Below are 18,160 nucleotides of genomic sequence, written 5' to 3'. Positions count from 1 at the left end.
CATGATGGAAGCCCCCAGGTTGGTCTCGCTCGTAACTTCACGAGTTGTGCCGCGGGCAGTATGCGACGCCGGAAATGATTATGGCAAGTATAACTTTCAACAAAAAATGAGCCTATATGTATTTTTAACGAAGAAATGGTTTAAGGCTCGGTCGATGAAAGAGGATGGCCGGTTTGCGTCGGTCGGTGATCAACAAGTGATGATTTCAAAGCTTTTTGCGTTGACATACTACAAATATGATTGTACATACAATAGAGGGGCCCGGCAGTCCGGGATCGGCCGCGTTCGCCTCGCTTTTCTATGCTTACATCATTACAAATAAAGTATGGAGGATTGGCATGAATGATACGTATTCCGAAAAACCGTGGTTGAAACAGTACGACAAAAACGTTGCGCCGAAGCTTGAGTACGAGGAAAAGTGCTTTGCCGGCAAGTTCGCGGAGATCGTGGCGAAGTATCCGGACAAGACCGCCCTCATCTACATGGGCGCGCGCATTTCCTTCAGGGAGCTCGACGCGCTTTCGAACAGGCTGGCGAATTATCTCATCAAATCGGGATTGAAACCGGACGATGTGGTGGGGTTGCATCTTCCAAACATACCGGCGCACTATATCGGCGTCATTGGCGTGCAGAAGGCCGGGTGCGTCTCCACTGGCCTAAGCCCGCTCCTCACCGCACCGGAGATGGAGCACCAGCTCAAAGATTCGGGCACAAAGGTGGTTTTAACCGTCGATGTGCTGTACGCGAAGATTGCCGAGGTGGGGGGAAAGGCGCCGTTCTCCACCGTGATAGTCTCGGAAATAGCCGATTTTTTGCCGGGGGTAAAGCGGGTGCTGGGTAAGCTTTTAAAGAAGATACCGACTGCCGAGGTTGGCCCGATTCAGGGGAAGAAGGTCGTCCGCTTCATGGATGTGATGAAAGAGTCCCCGGCCGACCCCGTGGCGGTTAAGCGCGGTTTCGACGACATGATCTTCATGATGTACACCGGCGGCACCACGGGGCCCTCCAAGGGAGCGGTGCTCACGCAGAGAAGCTACATGTCGAACCGCCAGCAGGTGATGGAGTGGCTGGACATCAGCCCGGAGGACCTGGTGCTCTCCGCGTTCCCTCTATTTCATATCGCCGGCCTTGCCATCGGCGGTTTCAGCATGATCCGGGGGTGCACCCAGATCTGCGTGCCCAATCCCCGCGACGCGCTTTTTCTTATTAACGCTCTGAAGTCATATCGTCCGACGATTTTTGTAAACGTGCCGACAGTCTTTTTCGAGCTCCTCAAGCGTCCCGAATTCAGAAGTCTGAAGCTGCGCGAACACCTCAAGTGGTGCCTGAGCGCGGCGGCGCCGTTCCCCGCGGAATATGTCAAAGACCTTGAGTCGGTCATCGGAGAGGGGAACTTCATCGAGCTCTACGGAATGACTGAAACGTCGCCGGTGACGATCTGCAACCCGCGCTACGGGAAGAAAAAACCATCGTCCATCGGCATGCCCGTCTCCGATACCGACGTGAAGCTTATCGATCCGGAGAGCAATCAGCCCGCCAAGCCGGGTGAACCCGGTGAAATCGTTATACGCGGACCACAACTCATGAGAGGCTATCACAACAAGCCCGGGGAAACCAAAAACGCGATCAGGGACGGATGGATGTACACCGGCGACGTGGCGAAAATGGACGAGGACGGTTACTTCTACATCGTCGACAGGGTGAAGGACATGGTCATCGTGTCCGGCTTCAAGGTGTTTACACGCGAGGTGGACGAGGTGCTGGCCAAGCACCCGGACGTGGAGCTCGGCGCGTCGATCGGTCTCCCCGATCCGGAGCGTCCCGGTTCGGAGCGTGTGGTATGCGCCATAGTCCTGAAGCCCGGTGTCGAGAAGAGCGATGCCGAAAAGGCGAAAATACTGCAGTTTCTCAAGGAGAAGATCGCGCCGTACAAGGTTCCTAAAGTTATAGAGTTCATGGACCAGCTTCCGACCAGCGGCGTGGGTAAAATTTTAAAGAGGGAGATAAAGAGGATGATGATGGAGGGGCGTTCCTGAAACAGTCTGCAGGGCGCCATGCCCTTCGCACCCGGGGTCGCTCCCCCCGGGCGCGAAGGGGGCTTCGCCTGTGGTCAAATCGATCGTCAGGATAAATGCTTGCAATCCGCGGCCGATCAATGATGGATTCTTTCAAAAAACGTTCCCAAACAGAGACACTCGGGGCGGGCGCCAAATCAGGCGCCCGTCTTTGTTTGTCGCGGTCCGGCAGTCAATCGCTACGCCGGTAACCCGTTTTATTCGTTGAGCCCGTCAATTCGCCAGCGACTTCATATAGAGCCGCGACGCGGTTCCGAGCCGCTGTAAAATGGGGACCATGGCCCTGTCCATCTTTTCCGCTGCCGTGGGATTTTCCCGTTTCAGGAATCCGTAGACATCGATCTCCGGTTCGGTCACGCCAAAGAGAAAGGCCGGATCGGAGACGTATTTAATTGGGAACGATTCGCCCATCAGATCGTCGATATCGTCGGCAACGGCGTATGACGCGATTGAGACGACGTCCCGTACGTAGCGGTCCGAATACGGGACGGCCTTTGCGTCGGGCGAAGTATCGGCCAGTGTGGAAAGCAAGGGGCTGTCGTACGCCTTCTTCCCCATCAGGTCGATCAGCGCGTAATACTGGTATTTCTCGAACACGAGGTGGCGGTTGGACAGGATGTTCAGCAGACCGCTCCTCTTCTCCCCGGAGTAGAACAGGTTGGCCCAGATGAGCCGGAGCGTGCCGATGCCGGGAGTCATCCTTGCGTGGTAAGGGACGGCCATGTCCTGGATGTAATGCAGCGCCCATCCCGCGAAGCGGTAACCCCAGTAGTCGTGGCCGGTTTTAAACGCCAGGGACGCCAGCGACGTATACAGGCGGATGCGGTATTCAACATGCGAAATTTTCGAGAACGGCGCCGCGAGCTTGATGATGAAGTTCTCGTGGAAGAAGGCCATGTGGAAGGGGGCCTGCGTGCCGAAATCGAGCCCGGGGTTGCCGAAGGGCTGCGTGCCGAAACCGTACTCCGCGCCGAACGGCGTTTTGTTGTCGGTAAACAGCCCTACATCCATTCCGAAATCCGGCTCCTCGCTGGCCGTTTCGAGTACCTCGAGCGCGGTGACGGTTTCGCCCGCGGCAAGCGCGAAGAGCGGCGGATTGGCTATGTCCGCGGTAACGAGGGAGACGCGGCCAACCGGTATAACGCGTTTTCCCGTTTTCGCCGATCCCGAGGGTGTCTGCAGATACAGGGGGAAGCTGAATCCGGGATTGATCCGTATCGCGCGCGAGAATCCGGCGGTCAGGTCTCTCGCCGTGCCGGTTCCGACGAACCTCAGTGCTTCCGGTACGGGCGGATATCCCGGAATGTTTTTGATGAACCATTCCTCCTCGCTTTTCAAAAGGGCCCTTATTCCGTCCCGCTCCGATGCAAGAAAAGCGCCCAGGGGCTCCACCAATACCTGTTTTTCGAGGGACTTGTCGTTTTTAAACACTACCCGCGTCAGGTTGCAATGGGAAGACCATGCGTAAGCCGTTGAGGCCGCAAACGCGTATACCGCCGAGATTATCAGGAATATTGCAATGTTTTTTCTCATCATCATCTCCGTGGAAATGGCAGAATGGGCGCTTTCGTCACCGCCTGTGTCTGTCATGGTATGGAGATGAGGATAAAACGCAAGAAGAAAGCGCTCCGATGCCGGGAAGTTCGTACCGAATAAGATCATTGACAAGTGCCCGGAACGGTTTATCCTCGGGTGCGTTGCAAACGGCCGATTGTGGCCGGCGTTATTGACGGAGACAGGGCGGATGGATTTTACCGGAGGTGCCATGACAGGGCGCGCATACGCCGCACGGGAGAGGCTGGAGATAAACGGCAGCTTCACCTGCCTGATACTTTTCATCGTGATCGGGATCGTGGCGATAACTTTTCAGGTGATAGCGCATGTCAGGCTTTTTAACGTCATGTTTTCCGCGGTGTTTCTGGCGATCATGGTCTTCCTCGCGTTTCTGATCTTCAGGCGGAAAAAACGCGGTGCCTCCACTGCCGCCCTCGAATGGCCGGTGGGCTGTTTGTCCATCAGCATCGCCATGCTCACCAAGATCAATTATGGCCGTACCCTGGACTGGACCTATGCCGCATGGGGCTTTGTTCAGGGGGAGGAGACTTTTTTCGGAGGGGGTGATTTTCGATGGCGTTCGATATGTCCCGGAAATTTTTGCTGAAAGGGGACGCAGTTTCCTTGATATTTAAATTAAAGCGGAGCGAGGAATAAATTAATATGAACACGGACATTAATACCCGTAGATCGATGATCATGCACGGAGGAATCGTTGCGCTGCTCGGCGCATTCTCGGGCCTCGGATTCGCCCTGGCGATAAGCGGGGACATACCCGGCAGCGTACGGGCGTGGCATCTTGCACACCTGCAGGGCATCCTGACCGGCATCCTGATCATAGCGGTCTCGTCATGCGTTTCGCACATAACCCTGGACGCGAAGAAAATGAAAATCATGAAGCTCTGCTTTATCGTCACGGGGTACTGCTACGCCGTCGGCCCCGTCTGGGGAGCCGTCTTCGGAGTCCGCGGTCTTGCGCCGGAGATGCCCGCGGCGAATATCGTCATGTTCCTGTCAAATACGGTGGCGAGCATTTCGGTTTTGATCGGGCTCGGTTTACTGATTGCCGGAGCACGCAGAAAGTGATCCGTTCGGTGTCGGCGATCAGGGGCGGTTTTCGAACTCCGTTATCGATGAAATTGTGCTGGAACTAATGATCCATATAACAAAGAAGGACTTGGATTCGAAAACGTGAAGAAACACAGGCCGGTATCTATGGCTGTATTATTTTAAGCTTCGTGTGTTTTGCCATAATGTCAAAATCGCGGTCCTTGTGAAGCAGCGGCAGGCCGCTTTTAATTGCTGCATAAGCTATCAGGCAATCCAGGCTTTTCCGGATCGTTACACCCTGTTTTTTCAGCGAACGGTACAGGTCAGACGCGCCAACAGCATCCGGCACAGCGTCTTCTGTTACAAATTGGTATGATAGAAGAATATCCTTGACCGCGGCGTGGTCCCTGTCCGACCGGAATCCCTGCAGGATTTCCATCAGTATTATTGAATGCAGGTATATCATTTTATCCGATCCGGCGGCATCAGTTAAAAAATCCGATTGCCGGTTTTGTACGCCATTGAAAAAGTCAATCCATATGGAGGTGTCGACGATCAATCGGTTTGCCTCGTGGTCCTCATTTTATCCAGATCGCCTTCCCATTTCGCCTTGCCGCGAAAACGAAGAATGCTTTTCCGCTTGGTAATTCGAATCAACTCGTTCAGCGCGACATGCACCACTTCTTTTTTTGATTTAAGCTTTGTGGCGGCCATGGCCTCATGCATAAGCTTGTCGTCTATGTCTATGTTGGTTCTCATAACAATCTCCTTATACACAAAAATAGCGATATTTATACACATTGTCAAATGCTTTTTAAAGACGCAATGGGAAACGGCGAATTATTAGGTATCGGCTGATTGAGGGGCGAAATTCGAACCTAATAATATGACGGAAAATGCCAATATCCGGTATTCCGATAATAAGAAAAGCCGTAAAATATTACGGCTTTTCTTATCGAGTTCGAAAATATGGTCTGCAGGCCACGAGGGACTCGAACCCCCAACCCTCGGTTTTGGAGACCGATGCTCTACCAATTGAGCTAGTGACCTATGTGGCTGTACAGAAAATCACGGAAGTGACTTCTGTCAAGTAATTTTACCCCTCAATAGTATTCGTTCATCGCCATGTCTTCGAAAAGATACTTCTGTTTGCTCTCGTCCTCGCTGTGTTCGAACTCCACCGGGTAGTTGCCGTCGAAGCAGGCGGTGCAGAACCTGAGCTCGGGCCGGTCAATGGCCGCAAGGAGCGACTCCACGGTCATGTATTCGATCGAATCCACCCTCAGGTACTTGCGTATCTCCTCGGTGGAATGGGACGAGGCGATGAGCTCGCTTCGCGTGGGGATGTCGATTCCGTAAAAGCAGGGGAAGCGCGTGGGCGGGGCGGAAATGCGCACGTGGACCTCCCTGGCTCCGCCGCCTCGGAACATCGTGATAATCTTGCGCATGGTGGTGCCGCGCATGATCGAGTCGTCGACCACCACGATGCGCTTTTCGTTGACGACCGGGCGAACGACGTTGTACTTGATCTTCGCGCCGAAGTCGCGGATCTTCTGCGAGGGCTCGATGAAGGTGCGGCCGATATAGTGGCTGCGGATCATGCCCTTCTCATAGAGGATGCCGGATTCGCGCGCGTACCCGAGCGCCGCGCAGATGGACGAGTCGGGGATCGGCACCGTTATGTCGGCCTCGACGCCGGACTGTTTCGCGAGCATGCGCCCAAGCTGGACGCGCATTTCGTGGACCGAGCTCCCGAAGATGATCGAGTCGGGCCTCGAAAAATAGATATATTCGAAGACGCACAGCGACTGCTTATGCCGTTCGAAGGGGAAGTAGGACTTAACGCCGCCGGCGGTAATCTCCAACAGCTCGCCCGGCTGTACCTCGCGCACGTACTGCGCGTTGATGATGTCAAGGGCGCAGGTCTCGGACGCCACCACCCAGGCGTCGTCCAGTTTGCCGAGCACGAGAGGCCTGAATCCGTGCGGATCGCGGACGGCATAGAGGTGGTTTCTGTTCATGACAAGCAGCGAATAGGCCCCCTTCGTCTGCCGCAGCGCATGGATCAGCGCCTCCAGAAAATCGCCCTTTCCGGAGCGCGCCATGAGGTGCACGATTACCTCGGTGTCGATGGAGGTCTGGAAGATCGATCCGTCACGTTCCAGCGCGAGGCGGAGCGATCCGGCGTTTACCAGGTTGCCGTTATGTGAAAGGACAATCGGTCCGAGGATGGAGTCCGCGCGAAAGGGCTGTGCGTTGCGGAGGAAGGAGCTTCCGGTGGTCGAATAGCGGTTATGGCCGATGGCCATATGTCCGAAGAGGCTTTCGATATGTTCCTCTTTAAAAATATCGACCACCTTGCCCATCCCGCTGTAGCGGTAGATATGTTCCTCATCGCTCGAGGCTATTCCCGCCGATTCCTGGCCGCGGTGCTGTAGCGCGTACAGGCCGAGGTAGGTGAGATTGGCGGCCCGGTCGGTGCCGTAAATGCCGAAAACCCCGCACTCATCCTCTGGTCGGATGCCGTGCGGGGAGCACGAATGATCGGTGATGTTCATAATAGGGTTATCTGCCGCGTGATGGTTTTAAAGACGGGAATACTCTATGAGTGCTCCGTATGGTGTAAAGCATTTTATTACCGCTCTCCAGAGCTTCCACCAGGACACTAACATAGCGGGAAACGAGGCCAAAATCAAGGAGTAATCGGGCCGGGTGTTTCGCCGGTGTAAAAAAAGCGATAATCGCCCCGTTTTACCCCCGGAAGGCCCCGGTGGGCCTCAGGCGTGCTGCTGTGCGTAGATGACGGCCAGAATCCTGGCCGGTGTCTCACCGACGCAGGAGACGCGGTGGGGAGTGGTTGAGTCGTAGTAGATGGTGTCGCCCGGCTCCAGAACGTCGGTGAACTCGCCGAGCTGGACCTCGACCCTGCCATCGATCACGAAGAGGAATTCCTCGCCCTCGTGGCTGTAGGCCGCGCCTTTTTTATCGATGGGCTCCAGCGTTACGATAAACGGCTCCATGTGGCGGTTGATCTTGTCGGGGGCCAGGGACTCGTACGAGTAACCGTAGCGGACCCCTTCCTTGGAAGCGACGCGCGAGGTGGGTTGCCGTTCGTCCCTGCGCACGATGGTAAAAGGGGATTTCCCCACCTGGTTGAAGAGCCTGCCGATTTCGATGTTCAGCGAGCGCGCTATGGTGGTGATCGCGCCGAGCGGAGGAGAGATGAGATGGTTCTCCAGTTGAGAGAGATACGCCGTGGAGAAACCCGTGCGGTCCGCGACGTCCTTAAGCGTAAGGCCCTGCGACTCCCGCAGATCCTTGATCCTTTCTCCGACTCTCACATCTCCCGCTGCCATGGCGCCTCCATCCCGACGTTCTCCGAGTGTACGGTGCGAGCGTAGCAGGCGGCGCGGGCGAAGTCAATTAAAACTTTTCGAGATCGTCAGGGTGGTTGATGTTGATGAATACGCGCGACGGATCGGCCATTCGGCTTATCCAGCCGGCCTCCACGCGCCGCACCATCACCTCACCGAAAAAGCTCACAACCCGGCGTTCACCGCGCCCGATGCTCCGCCGGGCGGCCTCGAGACATTTCGGCGAGTAAAACGCATGCAGCGCCTCGTAGTTGCCGTCGAGAAAGGGGATCACGACGTCGTTTCCGGGGACGAGTTCGGCCATGCCGCGTATAAGCGGCGCGGAAAGAAACGGCATGTCACAGGCGACGACAAAGCAGCCGCCGGGACGCGCGTGGTGCAGCGCCGTGAAGATGCCGCCTGTCGGCCCCAATCCCCTGACCGTATCGGGATGGCAGGCAACGCCGAGGCCTGCGAATCGATCGAGGTCGTCGGCGACGATGGAGATGTCATCGAAAACATCCCCGAGGGCCGTTAAAACGCGCTCGACGAGGGGGATACCTTCAACCGGGTAGAAGGCCTTGTCGTGCCCGAACCGCCTGCTCTTTCCGCCGGCGATGATGAACGCATTGATGGCATCTATGAGCGGTGGCATATTCGCTTGACAGGCGCGATTGAGCCTGTAGTGTCATTATGTCTCCGGGCGCTGTCGTGCATCCGGAGTCCCTGTATCTTGGGAGAGAAAAACATGCCATTCATCGTATCGATCGTGGGCCGTTCCGGTTCGGGCAAGACCACCCTCATTGAAAAGCTCATACGTCATTTCAATGAAAGTGGCCATAAAATAGCAATTATTAAACACCTTCGCCACGACTTCGATATCGACCATCCCGGCAAGGACACCTGGCGGTACCGCGCCGCCGGCTGCGGAGGGGTCGCCATCACCAACGACAGCGAGTGCGCGATGGTCGAGCGGCTCGAGCGCCCGGCCGGATCGGTCGAGCTCGCGCTCCGGTTCTTCGGCGGATATGATATCATTTTAGTGGAAGGGGACAAGGAGGCGGACGTTTTCAAGATCGAGGTGGTGGGAGACTCCCCAGAGGGGCCGCTCTGCACCGCGGGAGTGGGGAACATAGTCGCGGTGGCAAGCGACAGGCCGGTCCCCGGAAGCCTCCCTCATTTCGCACGGAACGACGCGGCCGGCGTCGGTCATTTCATTGAAAACCTCCGGTTCGAGACGAACCGCTGAGGCGATACGGTCCGGAAGGCGCCACGATATGTCATTCAACGTGTACACATCCGGCATGCTCGAGACGCTCGCCGAAAACCTGGCATCCCGCCTGCGACGCCCGCTGCGCTCTCACTTCGAAAAAGAAACCATAGTCGTCATGAGCGTGGGCATGGGGCGCTGGCTCTCACAGCGCATGGCCGCTCGCCTCGGCGTGTGGGCCAACTTCGAGTATGTGTTCCCAACCGTCATAATCGAGCGGATATTCGGAAGCCTGGCGGGGCAGGGCGTGCCCGGGGAGCCGTTCAGTCGTGAAGTGCTCTCGTGGCGCATAATGGGGCTCCTGCCCCGGTGCGCCCGCCTTCCCGGATACGAGTCGCTCAACTCCTACATGGGGGACGGCTCGAACGAGCTCAAGCGCCGCCAGCTCGCCGAGCGGATCGCCGGTGTCTTCGACCAGTACGTGGTGCACCGGCCCGAGATGGTCCTCGAATGGGAGGGCGGCCCCGCTCCGGAAAAAGACGGCGACGAGCGATGGCAGGCTGACCTGTGGCGTCGCCTTTTCGCGGGAAAACGCCCCGCGCACCACGCCGCGCTGGCGGCGCGCCTCTTCGCCGAAATCGGTTCGCTCGCGCCGGAGCGCCTGCGGGCGCTGCCGTCGCGGATATCGCTTTTCGGGGTCGCCACGCTTCCGCCGCTGTACGTACGCGTGTTGTACGCCCTTTCACGGCACGTCGAGATAAATTTTTTCGTCCTCAATCCATCGCGCTATTACTGGGGCGACATCGCCTCGGTGCGGGAACAGGCGCGGATCGCGCGGCGGCTGAAGGGGGGCGTTTCCGCCGCGGACCGCCACCTTTACGCGGGCAACGGCCTGCTGGCCTCGATGGGACGGGTAGGGCGCGATTTCCTGTTCAGGGTGCTCCTCGATGCCGACGAGTCCGTGGACTTTATCGACGATTACCCCGACGCCGGCACGCGGAGCACATCGACGCTCCTGACCTGTATCCAGGAAGATATACGGGAGCTCATCGACCGGGGCTTTGCCGGATCGAGCGATGGCACTTCCCTGACGGCGAGGAGGGATATCTCCGCGGGTGACGAATCGATCAGCATCCATTCATGCCACAGCCCCATGCGGGAGGTGGAGGCGCTCTACGATTACCTGCTCGACATGTTCGAAAAACAGCCCGATATGGAGCCGCACGACGTAGTCATACTGACGCCTGATATCGAGACCTACAGCCCGTTTTTCGAGGCGGTATTCGGCGCCCCCAGGAGCGAAGGTCTGCGCATACCCTATTCCGTGGCCGATCGCAGCCTTCGTTCGGAAAACGGCATGGCGGGGGCGTTATTCGCCATACTCGACCTGCACGGCAGCCGCTTTCCCGCGGGACAGGTGCTCGATATCATGGAATGCGATTCCATCCTCACGCGGCACGGCCTGGGGCCGTCCGATCGCGAGACCATCCGCCGTTGGGTGGAGGACACCCGTATACGCTGGGGGATCGACGCCGCGGACCGGCTCGACAGGGCCGAGAAGCTCCCCCCCATGGAGGAGAACACCTGGAGGCACGGGCTGGACCGTATGGTCCTCGGCAGCGCCCTGCCGAACGACGAAACGCGGCTTTTCGAGGGCATCCTGCCCTACGATCCCATAGAGGGAGGCGACACCGCGGTGCTCGGCGGCCTTGTCGATCTGCTCGAACGACTGTTCGAGGCGGCGCGCTCGCTTGCGCTTCCCCGGCCCCCGGGTGAATGGGCAAAACACCTGCTCGCGCTCGTTGAGGGCTTTTTCGGGGACGACGACACGGTCGGCGATCTCACGTCGCTCCGTCGCGTGATAACGCGTCTTGCGGATGAGACGGCGGAAGCGGGCTTCACCGATGCCGTCGGCTTCCCGGTGGTGCGCTCGTGGCTGGAGGGCTCGCTCAGGGAGGAGAAGGCGCACGGCGCCTTTTTATCGGGAGGCGTGACCGTCTGTGCCATGCTGCCCATGCGAAGCATCCCGTTTCGCGTGATCTGCATGGTGGGCATGAGCGACGGCGCCTATCCCCGCAGGGACATCGAGGCCGGGTTCAATTTAATGAAGAAAGCGTACCGGCCCGGCGACCGTTCGCGCCGCAACGACGACCGCTATATATTTCTCGAGGCCCTTGTGTCGGCTCGCGACCGTCTCTTCATCAGCTACGTGGGGCGGAGCATCGCCGACAACAAATCCGTCCCGCCCTCGGTGCTCGTCAGCGAACTGCTCGACTACATCGAACAGGGATATGCGCCGGCCTCCGCCGGCGGCGCGGATGAAGCCGGCTCGCTCCGTTCGGCCATACTCACCGAACACCGGCTACAGTCATTCAGCCCGGCCTATTTCACCGGCGACTCCAGGCTGTACAGCTACGCACCGGAGCTGTGTTCCGCGGCCGAAAGCTTCAACGGGGAGACGTCGGAGTACGCCCCGTTCATGATGGGCAAGGCGGCGGAGGAAGGAGACGTCGTACTTCATCTGTCGGACGTCCTGGACTTTTTCCGCGGCCCGGCGCGTCATTTTCTCAACCGGACGCTGGGTATATGGCTCGACACGACCGGAGAGATGCCCGGCGACAGCGAAGTCTTTGCCCTCGAAGGCCTCGACTCGTACACACTCGCGGAGAAAATGTGCGAGGAGGCGCTTCGCGGCGCGGACCCGGCCGGACTCTACGAGGCGTTCCGGGCGATGGGGATACTGCCGCACGGCTCCCTTGGGGAATACGCGTTCCGCCGGATGCTGCCCGGCGTGCGCTCGTTCGCGCGCACCGTGGCCGGCCTGCATGGCGGGGATGAGCTTCCGCCGCTCGAACTTGAAATCGAGATCGACGGGCGAACGCTCGCCGGCAGGATCGACCGCGTCTATCCGGGAGGGATCGTCCATCACCGCTACGCCTCCATAAAAGCGACCGACCGGCTTCGCGCGTGGATCGTGCACTGCGCGGCCTGCTGCCGGGCTGACACCGGCTCCCGTTCCGTCGTGTATCTCGTCGGGAGAAACAAGAGTGCGCCGGCCGTCATAGAAATGAAGGACGGCGGTATATGCCATGCGCATCTAAAGAAGCTTGTGGACATATACCGCGAGGGGCGCCGTTCCATCGTCCCCTTTTTCCCCGAGGCTTCGCTCGCGTTCGCGAAGGAATATGCCGAAAACCGCTCGGCTGACGAAGCGCTCGCCAAAGCGCGGGCGGTGTTCGAGGGAAATTATTACACAAGGGGCGATTCAACCGACCCCTACACCGAGCGATGTTTTCGAAAGATGGACCCCTTCGACAAACGATTTTTCCAGGATGAGTTCATCCGGCTCGCACGGGCCGTGTACGATCCCCTGCTGAAATTCCAGGAGGAGCGATGAGCGCAGTGTCGCGTTTCGACATCATCGAAAGCCCGCTCTCTGGGACCGTGCTGATCGAGGCAAGCGCGGGCACGGGCAAGACCTACGCCATCTCCGGGCTCTATCTCCGCCTCATCCTCGAAAAGGAGTTTGAAGTGGAGAACATCCTTGTCGTCACCTTCACCGTGGCCGCCACGGGAGAGCTTCGCGAACGCCTGCGCGGCCGCCTGCGCGCCACGCTCTCCATGCTCGAAGACCCGGACTGCCGCGGGGGATGCGGGCGGGACCTTCTCGAACTCAGGGGGAAATACGCGGACGATCCGCTGCAGCGCGCGCTCGTGGAGCGCTTCGGCTCCGATCCGGAGGCGCGCGAGCGGCTTTCCCGCGCCATACGAAATTTCGACGAGGCCTCCATCTTCACCATCCACTCGTTCTGCCAGCGCGCCCTGCTCGAGAACGCGTTCGAGAGCGGCGTACTCTTCGAGTCGGAGCTCGAGGCCGCCGACGCCGAGGCGATCGACGACATCGCGGCGGACTTCTTCCGTAAGAACTGGTACGGGGCGCCGCTCTCGTTTGTCGAGTTCTCCGCGGCCGAAAAGGTCTCGCCGGCGTATTTCTCGCTTCTCGCGCGGAAGCGGCCGCTCGATCCCGATTACATACTCGAGGGCGGGGCCGGTGACATCGACGCGGACGGCGTGCTCGAAATCGCGCGGCGCCTGGACGATGAGTACCCCCGTTTCTGCGAATCCTGGCGCCGTGATCGCTCACAGGCCGGGGACTTTCTGCCGGGCGCGCTGCGCGATGGGGTGCTCAAGGCGAACATGTATTCTGAAGCGATCATCGCCCGGATGATGGAGCAGATGGACGCCTATACCGCCGGGGGACTTCCGCTCGCGACAGAAGACCTGAAAAAATTCCGGGCCGCCTCGATCGTGAAGGCCTTCAGGAAGGGCAGGAGCGCCGAGCTTCCGCCCGTTATGGCGCTTTGCGATGAATTTTTAGGCCTGTGTGATGAAGCGCGCCTGCGCTTCGACGGCTATCTCGTCTCATTGAAAAAAGAATTTCTTGCCTATGTGCAGAGTGAGCTTGCGCGTCGGAAGGAGCTTCGCGCCGTCCGCTCGTTCGACGATCTGATACGGGGCATGCACGAAGCCCTGCAGCGGGGAGGTGGCCCGGCCCTCGCGCGCCTGGTGCGGCGCCGGTACGCCGCCGCGCTCATCGACGAGTTCCAGGACACCGACCCTGTCCAGTATTCAATCTTTACCACCATCTTCGGTTGGGGCGAATCGCTCCTTTATCTGATAGGAGATCCCAAGCAGGCGATCTACGGCTTCCGCGGGGCCGACATATTCGCCTATATGCGGGCGGCCGCGTCGGCGGGCACAAAGGCCACCATGGACGTCAATCGTCGCTCGGCGCCGGAGCTTATCGGCGCGGTGAACGCGATTTTCTCGCGGGTCCGCGATCCCTTTGTCTTTCCCGAGATCGGCTTTACTCCCGTTTCGGCGGCCGCCGGCCAGGAGGGCAAGGGTGGCGACGATTCGCCGGGAATGCGGATTTGGTTTATTCCATCCAGTCTCGCGGCCGTCGAGGGCAGGGCCGTCAGCAAGGAGCGGGCGGGCGAGGTGACCGTCGCCGCGATCGCGGCGGAAACGGTGGAGCTGGTTTCCTCCGGCCTGTACGCGCCGGGGGACATCGCCGTGCTGGTGCGGACCAGGCACCAGGCGCGCGAGGTGCAGGAATCGCTGCGATCGGTCGGCATCCCCTCGGTGCTCTACGGCACCGAAAGCGTCTTCGCGTCGATCGAGGCTCTGGAGGTGCTGCACATACTTCGGGCCGTCAACGACCCGGGGAGCGCGCGCCTCCTGCGCGCCGCCCTGGCGACCGATATCATCGGCCTGACGGGCGACGACATCGCTCGTCTCTCCATCGACGATAACGCGTGGGAGAAGGAGATCGAGCGCTTCTTCGGCTACCACGAAACATGGGAGCGGCACGGATTCATGAGGATGTTTCACTCGCTCCTTCGCGGCGAACGGGTGCACGGGCGCCTGCTTCGCAGGCCGGACGGGGAGCGTGTGATGACCAACGTCTTCCATCTGGCCGAGCTGCTGCATCATGCACAGAGGGAGGAGCGTATGGGCGGCGACGGAATCATCAAATGGCTGAGCGGGAGCATCGACGGGTCGGACGAACCGAACGGCGCCGACGAGCATCAGCTCCGCCTTGAAACCGACGAAAACGCCGTTACGCTCATCACCATGCACCGGAGCAAGGGGCTCGAGTTTCCCGTGGTCTTCTGCCCGTTCACCTGGGATACCAGGGACATCGGCGATCCGTTTCTCTATCACGACCCCGCGCGCGGCAATCGTCCGGTGTTCAACATCGGCCAAGCGGGCGATGAAAACGGTGGCGGCCGCGCGGCCGCGTCCCGCGAACAGCTCGCCGAAAACCTCAGGCTCTTCTACGTGGCCGTAACGCGTGCGAAGCGGCGCTGTTACCTGGTCTGGGGGCGCATCAACAACAGTTTCGGATCGGCGCCCGCATACCTGTTCCATAACCCCGGAGATATTGACGGCGACGATATGGAGAAGAAGCTCGCGGTCCATGTAAAGACCCTCGACGACGGCGCGATGATGCGCGCTCTCAAAGAACTCGCAAAGTCGTCCGCCGGCTGTATCGAGGTCGGGGAGGTCCCGGTAAAAGGCGCGCGCGTTATCAGTCCGGTGCGGGTGAAGCGGCCCGATCTGCGGTGCAGAACCTTTGGCGGCGCCATCGCCGGCGGACGACGGGTGACAAGCTTCAGCGCGCTCGCGCAGGGTGCGGATGCCGAGCGCGATTACGACCGCGAATACATACGGCCGGCCGGGCCGGGGAAGCCGGAGCCGGGAAGCATCTTCGCCTTTCCCCGGGGCGCCCGCGCGGGAAGCTGCATCCACTCGGTGTTTGAGGATATCGATTTCTCGCTCTCCGACCGCTCGGAGTCCGAAAGGACGGTCCGCGAAAAGCTCGAACTGCACGGGTTTGACACGGCCTGGACGGGTGCGCTCCTGGGCATGGCCTCGTCGGTGCTCCGCTCCCCGCTCGGGGTTCCCGGCGGCGTTTGCCTTTTGGAATCGCTCGGCCGGGTGGACCGCCTGCACGAGCTCGAATTCACCCTGCCGCTGGGAAGCGTCACCCCGGAGGGGCTCGGCCGTGTATTCGAAAGCGCGGGAGGAAGCGGGCTCGTCGGCGATTTTGCTGCCTCAATTGCGAAGCTCGGCTTCCGGCCGGTGAAGGGATTTTTACGCGGCTTCATCGACATGGTGTTCGCGCACGGCGGCCGCTATTATCTGCTCGACTGGAAATCAAATCACCTGGGCGATTCGCCCCCGGATTATTCGGCCGACCGCATGGCCGCCGAGATGGCGCGTCACCACTATATACTCCAGTATCATCTGTATGCCGTCGCCCTGCATCGATATCTCGCGCTTCGCCTGGAAGGGTACGGGTACGCCCGTCATTTCGGCGGAGTTTTTTATCTTTTCGTCCGTGGCATGGACCCGTCGGACACGTCGCGTCCCGGGGTCTTTTTCGACCTTCCGCCGGCCGGCATGATCGAATCGCTCGGCCGCTATTTCGATGAAGGGGAGGCCTCGCGATGACTGCGCGGGACGACGTATTCAGCGCGTACGACAACGCCTTCGCCGGTCTCATGTGTCGCCTGGCCGGCGGTGACGGCGGAGTGCTCGCCCTGGCGGCCCGCCTGGCGAGCAACCGGACGGCCGCCGGCGACGTGTGCCTGGATATCGTCGCCGCCGCGGAGGGGGGCCTTCCGGAATACCCGCCCGGGCTTCTTCCGGACAATGCCGGGCGCTGGATCGAAGCGCTCCGCAAATCCCCCGTGGTCGGCGCGCCCGGCGACTACCGTCCGCTCATTCTCGACGCGAAGGGACGGCTCTACCTTCATCGTTACTGGAAATACGAGAATATCCTGGCCGGGGCGATCGCGCGAATGAACTCCCGCGTGCGCAACGACTATGATTCCGCGCTTCTCGGCGAAGGGCTCGACCGGATGTTCGGCCGGGCCGCCATGGGCGCACCCGACCTGCAGCGCCTCGCGGCCGCCGTCGCCGTGCTGAAGTCCTTCGTCGTGGTTTCGGGCGGTCCGGGGACCGGCAAAACGTCCACGGTCGTGCGCATACTCGCGCTTCTGGCGGAGCAGGCCATCGCATCGGGGCGGCGCATGCGCGCGGCGCTCGCCGCTCCGACCGGCAAGGCGGCGGTGCGGCTGCAGGAGGCCGTGCGGGGGGCCGTGGACGCCCTTCCGTGCGGTCCCGCCGTGAAACAGTGCGTTCCGACCGAGGCGCTAACGCTGCACCGACTCCTCAAAAGCCTTCCGGGCACGCCCTATTTCAGGCACAATGCCGAAAATCCGCTTCCGTACGACGTCGTCGTGGTGGACGAGTCGTCCATGGCCGACCTGCCGCTCATGGCGAAGCTTGCGGACGCCCTGCCTGCGGACGCGCGACTCATTCTGCTCGGAGACCGCGATCAGCTTTCGTCCGTGGAGGCGGGGGCCGTGCTGGGCGATATATGCAACACCGGCGCCGAGCATTATTTCTCGGAGCGCTTCGCGGCCGGGGTGGCCGGCCTGACGGGAGGTGCTCCGCCCGCTTCACGCGCGGGCGTACCGCCGGTCGCCGATTCGATCGTGGTATTGAAGAAGAGCTACCGCTTCGACGAAACGGGAGGCATCGGCGCCCTCGCCAGGGCGGTGCGCGAGGGGAACTCCGGGGAAGCCCTTCGAATACTGCGCTCGGGCGCTGACGGTGTCAGCCTGCGGGAGAACGTGAATACCGAGACACTGGCCCGCGTGCTTCGCGAATCCGTGCTGGAGGGCCTGACGGCTGTCGCCTCGGGTCGCAGGCCGCTGGAAGTGTTTCCGCGCATGAGCGAACTGGCCCTGCTCTGCGCCGTGCGCCGCGGCGTGCTCGGCGTGGAGGGGCTGAACGATTCCGCCGAGAGGATGCTTCGCGACGGGGGGATCGTTGACCCGCGGCAGCGCTGGTATGCCGGACGCCCCGTGATGGTAACGCGAAACGATTATTCCCTGGGGCTCTATAACGGCGACATCGGCGTCATACTCGACGGGGCCGAAGGGCTCCGCGCGTGGTTTTCATCCCGGGATGGCGGCGCTCGATCGTTCATGCCGCGCCTTCTTCCGGAACACGAGACCGTCTACGCCATGACGGTCCACAAAAGCCAGGGCTCCGAATTCGACCGTGTGGTGCTGGTCATGCCGGAGAAGACCTCGCCGGTGCTCACCAGGGAGCTGGTGTACACTGGAGTGACCAGGGCGCGTCGATCGGTCGAAATATGGTCGCCGGCTGATGTGCTGGCCCCGGCGATTGAGACCCCGGTGAGGCGGACCTCGGGACTGCGCGATGCACTGTGGGGGAATTAGACGGATTGGAGCAGGTCTACTCGTTATTTTCTTGATTTTCAATCGGTATGCTGGTAGGACTCATCATGTCAGTGTAGAAGTATAAATACGAAATAC

The 18,160-nt window shown here is 60.2% G+C and carries 13 protein-coding genes and 1 tRNA gene; 7 read left to right on the top strand and 7 right to left on the bottom strand.

The features are described 5' to 3' along the window. Positions 1–338 precede the first annotated feature (338 nt). Positions 339–2,036 carry an AMP-binding protein gene (locus VLM75_01600; protein HSV95606.1) on the top strand — a complete coding sequence of 566 codons (1,698 nt, stop codon included), beginning with the start codon at positions 339–341 and terminating at the stop codon, positions 2,034–2,036. A 252-nt stretch (positions 2,037–2,288) separates the two neighbouring features. On the opposite strand, the gene VLM75_01595 is transcribed toward VLM75_01600, so the two are convergent. Next, the gene (locus VLM75_01595) at positions 2,289–3,608 is read right to left on the bottom strand and encodes a hypothetical protein (GenBank protein ID HSV95605.1); all 1,320 of its coding nucleotides are present in this window, start codon (positions 3,606–3,608) and stop codon (positions 2,289–2,291) included. A 232-nt stretch (positions 3,609–3,840) separates the two neighbouring features. Here VLM75_01595 and VLM75_01590 point away from each other — a divergent pair, with 232 nt between their 5' ends. Beyond that, on the top strand, positions 3,841–4,236 hold the full coding sequence (locus tag VLM75_01590; GenBank protein HSV95604.1) for a hypothetical protein: 396 nt from the start codon (positions 3,841–3,843) through the stop codon (positions 4,234–4,236). 56 nt (positions 4,237–4,292) lie between these two features. Beyond that, entirely contained in the window at positions 4,293–4,715 is a 423-nt protein-coding gene (locus VLM75_01585) for a hypothetical protein (GenBank protein ID HSV95603.1), read from the top strand. Positions 4,716–4,842: 127 nt separating this feature from the next. Here VLM75_01585 and VLM75_01580 read toward each other — a convergent pair whose 3' ends face one another. The 6 genes from VLM75_01580 to VLM75_01555 all read right to left on the bottom strand — a co-directional run bounded on the left by VLM75_01580 (position 4,843) and on the right by VLM75_01555 (position 8,687). Next, positions 4,843–5,238, bottom strand: coding sequence for a PIN domain-containing protein (locus VLM75_01580; GenBank protein HSV95602.1), 396 nt, complete (start codon positions 5,236–5,238; stop codon positions 4,843–4,845). After that, positions 5,235–5,438 (bottom strand): type II toxin-antitoxin system VapB family antitoxin, encoded by a 204-nt coding sequence (locus VLM75_01575; protein ID HSV95601.1) that lies wholly within the window; start codon positions 5,436–5,438, stop codon positions 5,235–5,237. Before VLM75_01575 ends, VLM75_01580 begins: the two co-directional genes overlap by 4 nt. A gap of 218 nt (positions 5,439–5,656) precedes the next feature. Then, positions 5,657–5,729, bottom strand: a tRNA-Trp gene (locus VLM75_01570). A 53-nt stretch (positions 5,730–5,782) separates the two neighbouring features. Continuing rightward, the gene (gene purF, locus VLM75_01565) at positions 5,783–7,237 is read right to left on the bottom strand and encodes an amidophosphoribosyltransferase (protein ID HSV95600.1); all 1,455 of its coding nucleotides are present in this window, start codon (positions 7,235–7,237) and stop codon (positions 5,783–5,785) included. Positions 7,238–7,456: 219 nt separating this feature from the next. Then, positions 7,457–8,035: an XRE family transcriptional regulator gene (locus VLM75_01560; protein ID HSV95599.1), complete on the bottom strand. Its 579-nt coding sequence runs from the start codon at positions 8,033–8,035 to the stop codon at positions 7,457–7,459. 67 nt (positions 8,036–8,102) lie between these two features. Next, on the bottom strand, positions 8,103–8,687 hold the full coding sequence (locus VLM75_01555) for a molybdenum cofactor guanylyltransferase (GenBank protein HSV95598.1): 585 nt from the start codon (positions 8,685–8,687) through the stop codon (positions 8,103–8,105). Between the two features lie 93 nt (positions 8,688–8,780). On the opposite strand from VLM75_01555, the gene mobB reads away from it, so the two are divergent. From mobB to recD, 4 genes are read left to right on the top strand one after another with little or no spacing between them, the layout of a single operon-like run. Next, positions 8,781–9,281, top strand: coding sequence for a molybdopterin-guanine dinucleotide biosynthesis protein B (gene mobB / locus VLM75_01550; GenBank protein ID HSV95597.1), 501 nt, complete (start codon positions 8,781–8,783; stop codon positions 9,279–9,281). 28 nt (positions 9,282–9,309) lie between these two features. Beyond that, positions 9,310–12,639 (top strand): exodeoxyribonuclease V subunit gamma, encoded by a 3,330-nt coding sequence (gene recC, locus VLM75_01545; protein HSV95596.1) that lies wholly within the window; start codon positions 9,310–9,312, stop codon positions 12,637–12,639. Further along, complete coding sequence (gene recB / locus VLM75_01540; GenBank protein HSV95595.1) at positions 12,636–16,262, top strand: exodeoxyribonuclease V subunit beta; 3,627 nt, start codon at positions 12,636–12,638, stop codon at positions 16,260–16,262. Before recC ends, recB begins: the two co-directional genes overlap by 4 nt. After that, positions 16,259–18,064 carry an exodeoxyribonuclease V subunit alpha gene (recD, locus tag VLM75_01535; GenBank protein HSV95594.1) on the top strand — a complete coding sequence of 602 codons (1,806 nt, stop codon included), beginning with the start codon at positions 16,259–16,261 and terminating at the stop codon, positions 18,062–18,064. The genes recB and recD overlap by 4 nt, the downstream gene beginning before the upstream one ends. The last annotated feature ends 96 nt before the right edge of the window (positions 18,065–18,160 follow it).

It is taken from the genome of Spirochaetota bacterium, assembly GCA_035477215.1.
GTDB lineage: Bacteria > Spirochaetota > UBA4802 > UBA4802 > UBA5368 > MVZN01.
Note: the sequence above shows the minus strand (reverse complement) of the source record. Positions and strands in the feature narration are given on the sequence as shown.

What these genes read in the sequence shown, in the direction of transcription:
- VLM75_01560 (HSV95599.1), bottom strand. Translation starts at nt 8,035, where the DNA reads ATGGCAGCGGGAGATGTGAGAGTCGGAGAAAGGATCAAGGATCTGCGG.
- VLM75_01585 (HSV95603.1), top strand. Translation starts at nt 4,293, where the DNA reads ATGAACACGGACATTAATACCCGTAGATCGATGATCATGCACGGAGGA.
- VLM75_01575 (HSV95601.1), bottom strand. Translation starts at nt 5,438, where the DNA reads ATGAGAACCAACATAGACATAGACGACAAGCTTATGCATGAGGCCATG.
- recD (HSV95594.1), top strand. Translation starts at nt 16,259, where the DNA reads ATGACTGCGCGGGACGACGTATTCAGCGCGTACGACAACGCCTTCGCC.
- purF (HSV95600.1), bottom strand. Translation starts at nt 7,237, where the DNA reads ATGAACATCACCGATCATTCGTGCTCCCCGCACGGCATCCGACCAGAG.
- VLM75_01600 (HSV95606.1), top strand. Translation starts at nt 339, where the DNA reads ATGAATGATACGTATTCCGAAAAACCGTGGTTGAAACAGTACGACAAA.
- recC (HSV95596.1), top strand. Translation starts at nt 9,310, where the DNA reads ATGTCATTCAACGTGTACACATCCGGCATGCTCGAGACGCTCGCCGAA.
- VLM75_01595 (HSV95605.1), bottom strand. Translation starts at nt 3,608, where the DNA reads ATGAGAAAAAACATTGCAATATTCCTGATAATCTCGGCGGTATACGCG.
- VLM75_01555 (HSV95598.1), bottom strand. Translation starts at nt 8,687, where the DNA reads ATGCCACCGCTCATAGATGCCATCAATGCGTTCATCATCGCCGGCGGA.
- recB (HSV95595.1), top strand. Translation starts at nt 12,636, where the DNA reads ATGAGCGCAGTGTCGCGTTTCGACATCATCGAAAGCCCGCTCTCTGGG.
- VLM75_01590 (HSV95604.1), top strand. Translation starts at nt 3,841, where the DNA reads ATGACAGGGCGCGCATACGCCGCACGGGAGAGGCTGGAGATAAACGGC.
- mobB (HSV95597.1), top strand. Translation starts at nt 8,781, where the DNA reads ATGCCATTCATCGTATCGATCGTGGGCCGTTCCGGTTCGGGCAAGACC.